General features: G+C 61.5%; 12 protein-coding genes. 4 read left to right on the top strand and 8 right to left on the bottom strand.

What is annotated here, in order from left to right; all coding sequences use genetic code 11:
* Positions 1-38: 38 nt before the first annotated feature.
* The 5 genes from ACE4QZ_RS05615 to ACE4QZ_RS05595 all read right to left on the bottom strand — a co-directional run bounded on the left by ACE4QZ_RS05615 (position 39) and on the right by ACE4QZ_RS05595 (position 4794).
* Complete coding sequence (locus ACE4QZ_RS05615) at positions 39-656, bottom strand: FKBP-type peptidyl-prolyl cis-trans isomerase (RefSeq protein WP_003247482.1); 618 nt, start codon at positions 654-656, stop codon at positions 39-41.
* An 85-nt stretch (positions 657-741) separates the two neighbouring features.
* Positions 742-1047, bottom strand: a complete 306-nt coding sequence (locus tag ACE4QZ_RS05610) for a DUF6482 family protein (protein ID WP_021784167.1) — start codon at positions 1045-1047, stop codon at positions 742-744.
* 217 nt (positions 1048-1264) lie between these two features.
* Positions 1265-1753 (bottom strand): TIGR00645 family protein, encoded by a 489-nt coding sequence (locus ACE4QZ_RS05605; protein ID WP_003247486.1) that lies wholly within the window; start codon positions 1751-1753, stop codon positions 1265-1267.
* A gap of 101 nt (positions 1754-1854) precedes the next feature.
* On the bottom strand, positions 1855-2193 hold the full coding sequence (locus tag ACE4QZ_RS05600) for a hypothetical protein (protein WP_021784168.1): 339 nt from the start codon (positions 2191-2193) through the stop codon (positions 1855-1857).
* 162 nt (positions 2194-2355) lie between these two features.
* A complete protein-coding gene (locus ACE4QZ_RS05595) occupies positions 2356-4794 on the bottom strand; it encodes a Lon protease family protein (protein WP_021784169.1) in 2439 nt (812 codons plus the stop codon).
* Between the two features lie 250 nt (positions 4795-5044).
* On the opposite strand from ACE4QZ_RS05595, the gene ACE4QZ_RS05590 reads away from it, so the two are divergent.
* The 4 genes from ACE4QZ_RS05590 (at position 5045) to ACE4QZ_RS05575 (ending at position 8595) form a co-directional block, all read left to right on the top strand.
* Positions 5045-5533, top strand: a complete 489-nt coding sequence (locus ACE4QZ_RS05590) for a DUF3015 domain-containing protein (protein WP_021784170.1) — start codon at positions 5045-5047, stop codon at positions 5531-5533.
* 71 nt (positions 5534-5604) lie between these two features.
* Positions 5605-7458 carry a DUF4105 domain-containing protein gene (locus ACE4QZ_RS05585; RefSeq protein ID WP_021784171.1) on the top strand — a complete coding sequence of 618 codons (1854 nt, stop codon included), beginning with the start codon at positions 5605-5607 and terminating at the stop codon, positions 7456-7458.
* A gap of 215 nt (positions 7459-7673) precedes the next feature.
* A complete protein-coding gene (locus ACE4QZ_RS05580; protein ID WP_003247495.1) occupies positions 7674-8030 on the top strand; it encodes a lipoprotein in 357 nt (118 codons plus the stop codon).
* Between the two features lie 67 nt (positions 8031-8097).
* Positions 8098-8595 (top strand): GreA/GreB family elongation factor, encoded by a 498-nt coding sequence (locus ACE4QZ_RS05575; protein WP_021784173.1) that lies wholly within the window; start codon positions 8098-8100, stop codon positions 8593-8595.
* Positions 8596-8627: 32 nt separating this feature from the next.
* Here ACE4QZ_RS05575 and gdhA read toward each other — a convergent pair whose 3' ends face one another.
* The 3 genes from gdhA to ACE4QZ_RS05560 all read right to left on the bottom strand — a co-directional run bounded on the left by gdhA (position 8628) and on the right by ACE4QZ_RS05560 (position 12563).
* Positions 8628-9968 (bottom strand): NADP-specific glutamate dehydrogenase, encoded by a 1341-nt coding sequence (gene gdhA / locus ACE4QZ_RS05570; protein WP_021784174.1) that lies wholly within the window; start codon positions 9966-9968, stop codon positions 8628-8630.
* A gap of 221 nt (positions 9969-10189) precedes the next feature.
* Positions 10190-11857 carry an energy-dependent translational throttle protein EttA gene (gene ettA / locus ACE4QZ_RS05565; RefSeq protein WP_003247499.1) on the bottom strand — a complete coding sequence of 556 codons (1668 nt, stop codon included), beginning with the start codon at positions 11855-11857 and terminating at the stop codon, positions 10190-10192.
* A gap of 304 nt (positions 11858-12161) precedes the next feature.
* A complete protein-coding gene (locus ACE4QZ_RS05560; protein WP_103443465.1) occupies positions 12162-12563 on the bottom strand; it encodes a hypothetical protein in 402 nt (133 codons plus the stop codon).
* Positions 12564-12790 lie beyond the last annotated feature (227 nt).

Genomic DNA, 12790 nt, shown 5'->3' with positions numbered 1-12790 from the left:
CTTACTCGCGAATGGGCCGCAAAGCGGCCCCAACGACCTTACAGAACGTCGAGCAGTTCGACGTCGAACACCAGTACGCTGTGCGGTGGGATGCTGCCAACGCCTTGGGCGCCGTAAGCCAGCTCGCTTGGCACGTACAGGCGCCATTTGCTGCCAGCGTTCATCAGTTGCAGGGCTTCGGTCCAGCCAGCGATCACGCCGCCTACCGGGAACTCAGCCGGCTGGCCACGCTCGTAGGAGCTGTCGAACACGGTGCCGTCGATCAGGGTGCCGTGGTAGTGGGTACGCACGTTGTCTTCGCGGGTCGGCTTGGCGCCTTCACCAGCGGTCAGCACTTCGAACTGCAGGCCCGAAGCCAGTGTGGTGATGCCTTCACGCTTGGCGTTCTCGACCAGGAATTCCTTGCCAGCAGCAGCGGCGGCTTCGGCCTTGGCTGCAGCTTCGGCTTGCATCACCTCGCGGATGACCTTGAAGCTGGCCGACAGGTCGGCTTCGCTGACGCGGCTGTCGGCACCGTTGAAGGCATCGGTCAGGCCGGCCAGGATGGCTTCCAGGCTGACGCCCGGTGGCGGGTTGTCGCGCAGCTGGCCGCCCAGCTGACGGCCGATACCGTAGCTGACGCGAGTTTCATCGGTAGACAGGTTGAGTTCGGACATTGTCGTGCTCCACTGCAGGGCGCAGTGCAGCCGCGCCCTTGATAAAAAGGGCGAGCAGCCTAGCACACTGAGGCGTTGTGAGCAGCTACCAGGCCGAACGCTGGGAAATCGGCAACTTCAGGTCTTCTTCCGGGTGCGTACCCATACCGCACATTTCATCCTGCACCGACCAGTGCACCAGGTTCATCGAAACCATGGGGATGGTTTGCAGCAACTTGCGCGCATCTTCCACCGAGTGCACGCGCAAGCGCTCACCGCGGGTATCGGACAGGGGGTGAGGATGGCCTTTGACCCGGGCCTCGAGCAGGTAGTCACCGCCTTCGATGGCGATCAGGTTCAGTTCGTCGACATGGCCAGCCCTGGCCTCGGTATTGAGCTGATGCAGGTTCATGAGAGCACCTCGCGATGGGAACCACGCATGAGAGCTCATTTTTTGTACAGGAAGGGAGAATGCGCAAGGCATGACTGACGCCACTCGTCAGTTGAGCCTAGATCTCTGTGGGAGCGGGCGTGCCCGCGAAGCAGGCCACGCGGTGGCTGCCACCGGCTTTGCCGGTGTTCGCGGGCATGCCCGCTCCCACGGGAGTTGCAGTGAGGCCTGGCGGGACTCAGTGCTTGGTCAGCTTGTCCAGGTAGCCCATGCAAAACGCCGAGACCACGAAGGTCATGTGGATGATCACGTACCACATCAGGTAATCGGTGGAGATGTTCTGCGCATCCATGAACACCCGCAGCAGGTGAATGGACGAAATCGCCACGATCGACGCGGCAACCTTCATCTTCAGCGACGAGGAGTCCATCTTGCCCAACCAGTTGAGCTTTTCCTTGCTTTCATCGATGTCCAGTTGCGAAACGAAGTTCTCGTAGCCGGAAATCATCACCATCACCAGCAAGCCACCGACAAGCGACATGTCGATCAGTGAAAGGATCACCAGGATCAGGTCAGCTTCGCTCAACGCAAAGACATTGGGCAGGACGTGGACCACTTCCTGGAAAAATTTCAGCGCCAGGGCCAACAGGCCGAGGGACAAGCCGAAGTAGATCGGTGCGAGCAGCCAGCGCGAGGCATACATCGCGTTTTCGAGGATACGTTCCATGAAGTTCAGGACTCATCAGGTGACTAAAAAAGCGACGGCGAGTATAGCCAGCCACCTGTTACAGCAAAAGCCCGGGGGCTGCTCCGCAGCCCCGGCATTCTTCAGTTCTCAGGATGAAACTGGTAATCCCCCAGGTTGCGACACCGCTCACCATTGATCCGCCGCAACTGCGCCTGCAAATGCAGACACCAGATCTGCGGGTCTTCCGCCACCTGATAACCATGCAGGGTCAGGCTGTCGACAATGGCATTGAGCACCGACTCAGCCACCAGCGGCCCATGAAACGGCCCCTGTGCCTTGATCGCGGAGGGTTGTTCACCGGCCATGCCGGCGGCGAACAGCAGGGTCCACATGCCGTTATCCCCGGCCAGTGGACGAATGCTGCATTCGATACGAGTCACCAGGCCCAGGCACTGGCGTGTGAGGCTGAGGTTGCGCATGGCCGCGTCCCCTCCAATGAGCCTTGTTCAGCCCGAAACCCTCAGGCTGTTTCCATCCTGAACGCTGTACCGTCCTTAAGTTCCAGCATAGAAGAACAGTTCAGAAAGATGGAAAACTGGCGCTGAACGGTAGCACATCGCCGCCAGCGCCAGTTTGTTGACTCAGGCCGGTTTGGCTTGGGCAATCACGTCTTCAAGGCGTTCCTTTTCTGCCTTCTCGATGTCTTCCTCGCTGATCATCTCGGCAATTTCCCGCAGGCGCTCCACCACACGGGCATTGACGCTGCCCTCGGTGAACAGCCCCTTGTCGTCGAGTACCCCGGCCTCCTCGCCCACCAGCAGGCTCAGCGCCTCATCCGCCTGACTGACCGCGTAGACGTGGAACATGCCGTTCTCCACCGCCTGCAACACGCGCTCGTCAAGCATCAAGGTGGCAACGTTGGCACGCGGAATGATCACCCCCTGCTCGCCGGTCAGGCCACGCGCCTCGCAGAGGCGGAAGAAGCCCTCGATCTTCTCGTTGACCCCTCCCACCGCCTGTACTTCACCGAACTGGTTGATGGAACCTGTGATTGCGAAGCACTGCTTGAGCGGCGTGCGCGACAAGGCCGAGATCAGCGTGCAGGCTTCGCCCAGCGAGGCGCTGTCGCCGTCCACGTAGCCGTAGGACTGCTCCAGGGCGATGCTCGCGGAGATCGCCAACGGGAATTCCTGGGCATAGCGGCTGCCCAGGTAACCGGTGAGGATCATCACCCCTTTGGAGTGGATCGGCTGGCCAAGGTTGACCTCACGCTCGATATCGACAATACCGCTGCCGCCCGGGTACACGGTGGCCGAAATACGCGCTGGCATGCCGAACGCCGAGTCGCCCACTTCCAGCACGGTCAGCCCGTTGCACTTGCCGATGGCCGCGCCTTCTGTGTCGATCAGGATGATGCCGGCAAGCATGTCGTCCAGCACCCGTTGCGACACACGCCCGGTACGGGTGGCCTTGGCCTTGAGCGCCCGCTCGATGTGGCCCGCATCGGTCATTTCGTCACTGGCCAGCTGGCGAATGAAATCAGCCTCGCTGACCAGCTGGAACAGGTCACCGATACGCGCCGACAGGCGCGACTGGTTCTCGGCCAGACGAGCACTGTAGGTGGCCAGACGCGCCACCGCGTCGCTAGTCAGCGGCGCCATGCCCTCTTCGTTGGTGCGGGTGCGCAACAGTTGGGCGAACTGCTCCAGGTTCTCGTCGACCATCGGCATGTCTTCATCGAAGTCCACCAGCACGCGGAACATCTCCTGGAAGTCCGGGTCGTGGTCCTGCAGTGCGTAGTACAGCTGGCGCGAGCCGATGATCACCAACTTGACGTTCAGCGGAATCACCTGCGGCTGCAGGCTGACGGAGGCAACACGGCCCAGCTCACCGATTGGCGACTCCATCTTCAGCTTGCGCGACTGCAACGCTCGCTTGAGCGCATCCCATACGAACGGCTCGCCCAGCATCTTCTCGGCTTCCAGAATCAGGAAGCCGCCGTTGGCGCGGTGCAGCGCGCCTGGGCGCAGTTGGCGATAGGAGGTATACAGCGCACCTTGGTCGGTGCTGTATTCGATACGGCCAAACAAATTGTCGTAGGTCGGGTGCGGCTCGAACACCACCGGCGCGCCACCGTCAGCGTGGTGGCCCACCACCAGGCTAGGCGCGTACTGCTCTTCGAGCAGCTTGCGGGCCACGGCGTCGGACTTGCTGTCATCGACCAGTTGCTCGACCAAGGTACGCAACAGGTTCAACTGCACCGATTGCAGGTAGGCGCAAACCGCCGCGTTTTCGGCGTACTTTTCCGAAAGCGGCGCCAGCAACGGCTGCAGCGCCAGGGTGATGGTTTCTTCGTTGAGCTGACGCAGCTGGTTGTTCGATTCGCGCTTCCATTGCGGCAGGCTGGCCAGTTCTTCGTTAAGGCGCTCCTCAAGCAGGGCAATGTCCTCGTGGAACTGCTCGCGCACCTCTTCCGGCAATTGGGCAAATTCCGCTTCATCCAGCGCCTTGCCATCGGCCATCGGCGTGAAGGCGACGTTGCTGGCATCGCGGTACAAGGCCACGTCCTTTTCCAGCGACGCGCGCTCGATCACATCCAGCGCGCGGTCATAGCGCTGGTTGAAAGCGCGGTCGATGGCGCCCTTCTTCTGCTGGTAGGACGGGTGTTCGAACACCGCCGGGAACGTCGACAGCAGGTTGTCGATCAATCCGCCCATGTCGCTGATGAACTCGGCGGCGCTTCCGGACGGCAGCTCCAGTGCACGTGGTTCACGGGTGTCGTCGAAGTGGTTGACGTAAACCCAGTCGGCCGGGGTTTGCTGGCGCTTGCCCTCGGCCTTGAGGTAGCGCTTGACGAACGAGAAGCGCCCGGTGCCGGGCTCGCCCATTACGTACACATTGTAACCGGGGCGCGGCATGGCCACGCCAAACTGCAGGGCCTCGACAGCACGTTCCTGGCCCAGGACTCCGCGAAACGGCTCCAGATCGTCGGTATGGGTAAAGGCAAACTGCTCGGGTGAGAAACGCCGGGTCAGGGCTTCAGGCGCAAGACGCAGGCGCGCAGCGACAGGATCGGGCATTGGGTTTCCTTACTTCGGCGGGGCAGATACGCAGCATTCTGGCGCTGCCCGCGCGCGCCTTGCAAGGCTCCACGGGACTTTATGTCGCAGCCGGTGCAGTCATGTGACAGCAAATTTTTCGCAATCAACAACGCAACCTTTAGATCGTGCCTAAACTCCAAGCTGCGCGGGTGGGTGAAAAGCTTTCCCGACCTGGCAACCGAGTTGCCAGAAACCCTGACCCTTGGTTAAGACAAAGAGAACAAATGCTATGAAACGGATTCTTCTGGGTACTCTGTTCACCGTGGTCTCGCTGAACGCCATGGCCGAAGCGCCAGGCGGCCCGAACTGCGGCTGGGGCAACATGCTGTTCGAAGGCCAGCGCGGCACGCCGGCACACTTCCTGGCTTCTACCACCAACGGCACCTCCGGTAACGCCACCTTTGGCATGACCTCCGGCACCAACGGCTGCTCGACCAGGGCTTCGCTGACCTACGGCGGCAAGTCCTGGTTCGCCATGAACGGCATGATGAACGAGCTGTCCGAAGACATGGCCATGGGCCAGGGCGAAGCTCTGACCACCTATGCCGTCGTTCTCGGCGTAGCACCGGAAGACCGCAGCTACTTCAACTCGGTCACCCACCAGCACTTCAACCAGATCTTCAGCAGCGCCGACGTCACTGCCGAAACTGTCCACAGCAACACCCTGGCCGTTCTGAAGAGCGACCCACGCCTGGCCAAATACGCTACCGAGGCCTAAGCACAGCTGCTCCCGCCCCACCCGGGGCGGGTTTCGCCTTTTTCGGCATCGTCAAGAAGTAGTTGCCCGATATGCTCAAACGCTTTGCTTGCCTGGCGCTGTGTGCCTGCGCCCCTGTTCATGCCGCCCCTGTGCTGGATCCAGGCCGTCTCCAGCAATTGGCCAATACCCCTTACTGGCTCGCCATTGGTCATTATGAAACCGCCAAGCTAGGCGGCTGGCGCAGCTATGTGGATGATGATGCGTTCTTCCTCGCCGAAGATGGCGCGCACCATCCGGACCAGGAACTCAAGGCTACGGTCGATGCGCTGTATGCCCCGGCCAGTCTCGGTGACAAGCACGCCCAGTGCGTATTCCCCGCGCGCACCCGCTGGCTTCGTGAACAGCTAGACCTGCAAGACTTGCCACAACCGGACTGCCAGGAATTCAAGACCTGGTACCAGTCGATCGACCCGCACAGCGCCGCGTTGATCTTCCCGGCAGCCTACCTGAACAGCCCGTCGTCGATGTTCGGTCACACCCTGCTGCGCATCGACCAGTCCAACACCCGCAGCGACGACACCACGCTGCTGAGCTACGCCATCAACTTCGGTGCCTATATCGAAGGCAGCGACAACAGCATCCTGTACGCCTGGAAAGGCCTGATGGGTGGCTACCCGGGGCTGTTCGCGCTGATGCCCTACCAGGAAAAACTGTCCGAATACCGCAGCCTGGAAAACCGCGACCTGTGGGAATACCAGCTAGACCTGACCCCCGAAGAAACCGGACGTATGGTCGAGCATGTGTGGGAGCTGAAGCAGATCCAGTTCGATTACTTCTTCTTCGACGAGAATTGCTCCTATCGCCTGCTGGAGCTGCTGCAAGTGGCCCGGCCGAGCCTGGACCTGACGTCTCAGTTCCCGCTGACCGCCATTCCCACCGACACGGTAAAAGCCGTGAAGCAGTCCGGCCTGGTCGCCAGCGAAACTTACCGCCCCTCTCGTGAGCGTGAATTGCTGGCCAGGGCCGAGCCACTCGACCACAACGAAAAGCGCCAGGTGCTGGCTGTAAGCGCCGACACTGCGCAATTGCAAAGCCCTGAATTCCAGGCCTTGCCTCGCGAACGCCAAGCGTTGGTGCAAGATGCCGCGTATCGTCTTGAGCGCTATCGGGCCAATGGCCAGGAACGCGACCCAGGGCAGGCCAAACGCAGCTTCGAGTTGCTGCGGGCGATCAACAGCAACCCGCCGCGCCCCCTGCAAATCGAACGCCCCGGCCTGCCCGAAGATGGCCATGACTCGCGCACCTGGCAGTTGGGCGTGGGTACCCGCGAAGACCGCGCCTACGCCGAATATGGCTTGCGCATGGCCTACCACGACCTGAATGACAACGCCTATGGCTTCCCGCTGGGCGCACAGATCGAAATCCTGCAATTGAAGCTGCGCCAGTATGAAGGCAACGATTGGCAGGTGCAGCGCCTGGACCTGGCCACCATCCGTTCATTGACACCCCGTAACGAGCTGCTCAAGCCTTGGTCATGGCAAGTGGCTGGCGGGCTGGAGCGGGTGCCGGGCAAGCATGATGACGAAGTGCTGGTGAGCCATGTGAATGGTGGCGCTGGCGGCACCTGGCAGCTGGCCGACGGTTTGCTGGGGTTTGCCTTGGGCACGGTGCGGGTCGAGCATCACAACGACTTCGCACAATTCATTGCCCCGGCGGCTGGCTTCAATGGCGGCCTGCTGTGGCGCAATGGGTTGGGCAACATGACGCTGGAGGCCAAGGGCGATTACTTCACCAACGGCGAGGTGCGGCGCAGTTTAAGCCTGAACCAGCAGTGGGAAATCAGCCAGAACCTTGGGCTTCGGTTGAGCGCTTCGCGTGAGTTCAGCCACCTGGCCACGGCACAGAACGAGGTGATGCTCGAGCTGAAGTGGTATCACTACTGAAGCTGCTTTGCGGCCTTTCGCGGGCACGCCCGCTCCCACAGGGTCTCCACACGATTCGAGGCCTGTGAAGTCCCTGTGGGCGCGGGCTTGCCCGCGAATTGGTCTGTTAGGCTGGCAAAGCAGTGTGACTGAACCAACTCTTTGACACTGTTTTGACATCTACCCGACAAATCGCCACCTAGACTTTCCACCATCAACTGGAGGGCTTTGTGGCTATGTCGCGGTACTGGTTCGGCGTGTGCATTGCGTTGTTGCTGTCAGGTTGCGAAACCACCCACGAGCAGATGGTCAACCACGGTTACCCTCCCGCCTATGCGGATGGCTTCCAGGACGGCTGCAGCAGTGGCCGCCAGGCGGCCGGGCTGATGGTGGGCAACTTCCGCAAAAACGTACCCCGCTACCTGCACGAGCGTCAGTACGAGACCGGCTGGGACGATGGCTTCCGCCAGTGTCATGCCATGCAGAACAGCGAAGAACAGCGCCAATACCACGAGCGTTTCTGGGACCAGCGTGACCGCGAGTGGGAGCAGGAAAAAGACCGCGGCGCTGCCAAGGCCTATCGCCACAACTGAGTCGCAAACGGACATTCCTTTAAACCGGCGGCCTGCCATGATGGTCTCACGCACAAGGAGGCCTTGCATGAGCCGAGCATTCGTCAACGAAGACCAAGCCGCCGCCCAGGCCGACCAACCGGTTGAGCGGCGCATCAGCGAACAACCCAACTACGTCACCGCCAGCGGCCTGCGCCAGCTGCAAGCCCACTTGGCCGAGCTGAATACCTTGCGCAGCGAACTGCAGGCTCAGGGTGAGCGTGGCGACAAGCAGCAGCTGGCCGATACCGAACGCGACCTGCGTTACTTCAACGCACGGGTGCAGAGCGCACAGGTGGTGCCGGCGGCCACTTCTCGCAGCAAGGCGCAGATTGGTAGCCGGGTGCGATTTGTCGATGCGCAGGACCAGGAGCATGTTGTACGGCTGGTGGGCGAGGATGAAGCAGATGCCGGGCGAGGCCTGATCAACTGGGGCTCGCCATTGGGGCGTGCCTTGCTGGGCGCGGGGCCTGGAGATGAGGTGGTATGGCGCCGGCCGATGGGCGAGCAAGTAATTGAAGTGCTCGAGATCGAGGGTGAGCCCTGAGGGGGCCGCACAGCGGCCCCAAGAACTTCAGGTCAGACCACGCCTTGCGCCAGCATCGCATCGGCCACTTTCACGAAGCCCGCGATGTTCGCCCCTTTGACGTAGTTGATACGGCCATCAGCCTCTTCACCGTAGTGCACGCATGCATGGTGAATCGACTGCATGATGCTGTGCAGCTTGCTGTCCACTTCACCGGCAGTCCAGAGCAGGCGCATGGCGTTCTGCGACATTTCCAGGCCCGACACGGCTACGCCGCCGGCATTGGAGGCCTTGCCTGGGGCATACAGAATGCCGGCGTCCAGGAAGATGTCCACAGCCTCGAGGGTAGTCGGCATGTTGGCGCCTTCGGCCACACAGATGCAGCCGTTACGCAGCAAGGTGCGGGCATCTTCGGCGCCCAGCTCGTTCTGCGTGGCGCATGGCAGGGCGATATCGCACGGCAGGCTCCACGGGGTCTGGCCCTTGCGGAACTCCAGGCCGAACTGCCCGGCCAGCTCGCTGATACGGCCACGCTTGACGTTTTTCAGCTCCATCAAGGCGTCCCACTGGGCATCGGTCAGGCCGGCCTCGGCATACAAGGTTCCTTCAGAGTCAGACAGCGAGATCACCTTGCCGCCCAGGTCCATGACCTTGCGCGCAGCATATTGGGCGACGTTGCCCGAACCGGACACCGCCACGCGGCGGCCGTCGATACGCTTGTCCTGACGCTTGAGCATTTCTTCGGCGAAGTAAACGCAGCCATAGCCGGTGGCTTCCGGGCGGATCAGGCTGCCGCCATAGGTCATGCCCTTGCCGGTCAGCACCGAGGTGAACTGGTTGGCCAGGCGCTTGTACTGGCCGAACATGAAGCCGATTTCGCGGGCACCCACGCCGATGTCACCGGCCGGTACGTCGCAGTCGGCGCCGATGTGACGATACAGCTCGCTCATGAACGCCTGGCAGAAGCGCATCACTTCGGCGTCGCTCTTGCCTTTGGGGTCAAAGTCCGCGCCGCCCTTGCCGCCGCCCATGGGCAACGAAGTCAGCGAGTTCTTGAACACCTGCTCGAAGGCCAGGAACTTCAGCACGCTTAGGTTCACCGACGGGTGGAAGCGCAGGCCGCCCTTGTACGGGCCAATGGCACTGCTCATCTGAATGCGATAACCGCGGTTGACCTGCACCTTGCCCTGGTCATCGACCCAGGATACGCGGAACAGCAAGGCGCGCTCAGGCTCGACCATGCGCTCGAGGATACCGGACTGCAGGTAGCGGGGGTTGGCTTCAAGGAATGGCCACAGGGTGCGAAGCACCTCTTCTACGGCCTGGTGGAATTCTGGTTGGCCAGGGTCACGCTGCTTTAGGCGTGCAAGAAAATTGTCGACAGATTCGATCATGGTAGACATCTCACCAAGAGGATTGGACTTATTGGTTTTTTCAGGAATGTACCAAGAAGCAATCGCACCGGAACAGGGCGAAATGTCGTTTTTATGAAATTATTTGGTGCGTTTTATGTAAGTGTATACAAAACACGCTCCCAATTACCCGTTTTCAGCCTTCCACCAAGCACAAAAATGGGGCTCCTTTGAGCCCCATTTTTGTGCATCAGAAAACCGGCTTACTGGGCCAGCTTCTTGTGCCGTACACGGTGCGGCTGGGCAGCAGCATCACCCAGACGCTTCTTGCGGTCGGCTTCGTACTCGGTGTAGTTACCCTCGAAGAAGACCACGTTAGAGTCGTCTTCGTACGCCAGGATGTGGGTAGCCACGCGGTCCAGGAACCAACGGTCGTGGGAAATCACGATCGCGGCGCCCGGGAAGTCCAGCAGGGCTTCTTCCAGCGAACGCAGGGTTTCGACGTCAAGGTCGTTGGACGGTTCGTCGAGCAGCAGAACGTTACCGCCTTCCTTCAGGGTCAGGGCCAGGTGCAGGCGGCCACGCTCACCACCGGACAGGTCCTTGACGAACTTCTGCTGATCGCCACCTTTGAAGTTGAAGCGGCCAACGTAGGTACGCGAAGGGATCTCGTAGTTGCCGATGCGGATCTGGTCGGAACCGTCGGAGATCTGCTGGAACACGGTCTTGGCGCCGTCCAGGTCCTCGCGGCTCTGGTCCACACAGGCCAACTGCACGGTTTCACCGATCTCGATGCTGCCCGAGTCCGGCTGCTCCTTGCCCATCAGCATGCGGAACAGGGTCGACTTACCGGCACCGTTACCACCGATCACACCAACGATGGCACCTTTGGGCATGGCGAACGACAGGTTGTCGATCAGCACACGGTCACCGTAGCCCTTGGTGACGTTCTTGAACTCGATAACCTTGTCACCCAGGCGCGGACCGGCCGGGATGTAGATTTCGTTGGTTTCGCTGCGCTTCTGGAATTCCTGCGACTGCATTTCTTCAAAGCGCTGCAGACGGGCCTTGGACTTGGACTGGCGGGCTTTGGCGCCTTTGCGCACCCACTCCAGTTCCTCTTTCATGGCCTTCTCGTGGGCGCTCTGCTGCTTGGACTCCTGCGCCAGACGCTCCGACTTGGCTTCCAGCCAGCCCGAGTAGTTGCCTTCGTACGGGATGCCGGCGCCGCGGTCCAGCTCCAGGATCCAGCCGGCGACGTTGTCGAGGAAGTAACGGTCGTGGGTAATGGCTACCACGGTGCCCGGGAAGTCGTGCAGGAAGCGCTCCAGCCAGGCCACCGAGTCGGCGTCCAGGTGGTTGGTCGGTTCGTCGAGCAGCAGCATGTCAGGGGCCGACAGCAGCAGGCGACACAGAGCCACACGGCGCTTTTCACCACCGGACAGGTGTTCGATGCGCGCATCCCAGGCAGGCAGGCGCAGGGCGTCGGCAGCGACGTCCAGCTGGCGCTCCAGGTTGTGGCCATCAGCGGCCTGCAGGATGGCTTCCAGCTTGGCCTGCTCGGCGGCCAGCTTGTCGAAGTCGGCATCCGGCTCGGCGTAGGCCGCGTAGACCTCGTCCAGGCGGGCCTGGGCGTCCTTGATCACGCTGACCGCTTCCTCGACCACTTCACGTACGGTCTTGGTTGGGTCCAGTTGCGGTTCCTGTGGCAGGTAACCCACGTTGATGTCGGGCATCGGACGGGCTTCGCCGTCGAATTCCTTGTCGACGCCCGCCATGATCCGCAGCAGGGTCGATTTACCGGCGCCGTTCAGGCCAAGTACACCAATCTTGGCGCCTGGGAAGAACGACAGGGAAATGTTCTTGAGAATTTCCCGCTTCGGCGGCACGACCTTGCTCAGCCGATGCATGGTGTAGACGTATTGAGCCAAAACCAAGCCCTCTAATCAGATAGGTAAAGACATCGCCGATCGCCCCGGCACGCAGTGGCCAGGGGGATGTGTTTACGGGGTGTCATTGAACAAAGTCGACCATTCTACGCCAACGCGCGGCGTTGCATAGGAGGGGCCGATGGTGGGGTGTGATCAGTGCGGTCACTGGGATGAATTCATTGCCTGTGCCGGCCTCTTAGCGGGCACGCCCGCTCCCACAGCGTCACCACAGAGTCTGAAGAATCCGCGATTCCTGTGGGAGCGCGCGAGCCCGCGAAAGGGCCGGCACAGCAGCAGAAGAGGCTCAGACGTGACGCTGCTTGACCTTGCCCCGCGGCAACCGGCAACGGTCGCCCTGCTCGGCCAGGCGCGCGGCCCAGGCGGACTTCACGCTGAAGCCGCCGCTGCGGGCAGGTTGCTGCTCGGCCACCTTGGCCGGTTTGGCAGGCGCTGTGCTGACCACCTTGGCTGCCGGCTTGGCCGCAGTCACTGTCGGCGTTGGTGGCTCTACTGCCACCTTGGCAGTCTTGCGCAGTTCAGCCAGCGACGGGGCCTTGCTTTTGGCGGCAGCGGCCGCCTCGGGTTTGCCCAGCGAACGCTGGCAAGACTTGCAGGATACGTCCTCGGTCACGGCAGTGCTGACAAGGGTCTGACTGCTGCGCCCGCAGGCGGAATCGAGGCCATTGGAGGAAAAGTGAGTAACCAAAACCGAACATCTCCGATGCGTTGTCATGTGAAGCGGGCGCTATTCTCGCACAGGTTGCAGGGGCTTGCCGAACCACCGGGCAGCCACCACCGGTCAACACGGCTGGCACTTTGCCATAATCCGAGGCATGCTAGCCGGTTTCGGGTATCCGGCCTTATAGTGCGCCTCCGCGGTGCGCAAGCCCGGTGCCGGCACGCGCCGTGCAAGATCATTCCCTGCCATCGCCA

Source organism: Pseudomonas sp. DCA-1 (assembly GCF_046523955.1).
Classification (GTDB): Bacteria; Pseudomonadota; Gammaproteobacteria; order Pseudomonadales; family Pseudomonadaceae; genus Aquipseudomonas; species Aquipseudomonas putida_Y.
The sequence above is the reverse complement of the archived record's forward strand: the minus strand, read 5'-3'. Positions and strand labels throughout refer to the sequence as shown.

Bases quoted from the DNA above. Each gene is read 5' to 3' on its own strand.
- ACE4QZ_RS05615 (WP_003247482.1), bottom strand. From the start codon at position 656: ATGTCCGAACTCAACCTGTCTACCGATGAAACTCGCGTCAGCTACGGT.
- ACE4QZ_RS05610 (WP_021784167.1), bottom strand. From the start codon at position 1,047: ATGAACCTGCATCAGCTCAATACCGAGGCCAGGGCTGGCCATGTCGAC.
- ACE4QZ_RS05605 (WP_003247486.1), bottom strand. From the start codon at position 1,753: ATGGAACGTATCCTCGAAAACGCGATGTATGCCTCGCGCTGGCTGCTC.
- ACE4QZ_RS05600 (WP_021784168.1), bottom strand. From the start codon at position 2,193: ATGCGCAACCTCAGCCTCACACGCCAGTGCCTGGGCCTGGTGACTCGT.
- ACE4QZ_RS05595 (WP_021784169.1), bottom strand. From the start codon at position 4,794: ATGCCCGATCCTGTCGCTGCGCGCCTGCGTCTTGCGCCTGAAGCCCTG.
- ACE4QZ_RS05590 (WP_021784170.1), top strand. From the start codon at position 5,045: ATGAAACGGATTCTTCTGGGTACTCTGTTCACCGTGGTCTCGCTGAAC.
- ACE4QZ_RS05585 (WP_021784171.1), top strand. From the start codon at position 5,605: ATGCTCAAACGCTTTGCTTGCCTGGCGCTGTGTGCCTGCGCCCCTGTT.
- ACE4QZ_RS05580 (WP_003247495.1), top strand. From the start codon at position 7,674: ATGTCGCGGTACTGGTTCGGCGTGTGCATTGCGTTGTTGCTGTCAGGT.
- ACE4QZ_RS05575 (WP_021784173.1), top strand. From the start codon at position 8,098: ATGAGCCGAGCATTCGTCAACGAAGACCAAGCCGCCGCCCAGGCCGAC.
- gdhA (WP_021784174.1), bottom strand. From the start codon at position 9,968: ATGATCGAATCTGTCGACAATTTTCTTGCACGCCTAAAGCAGCGTGAC.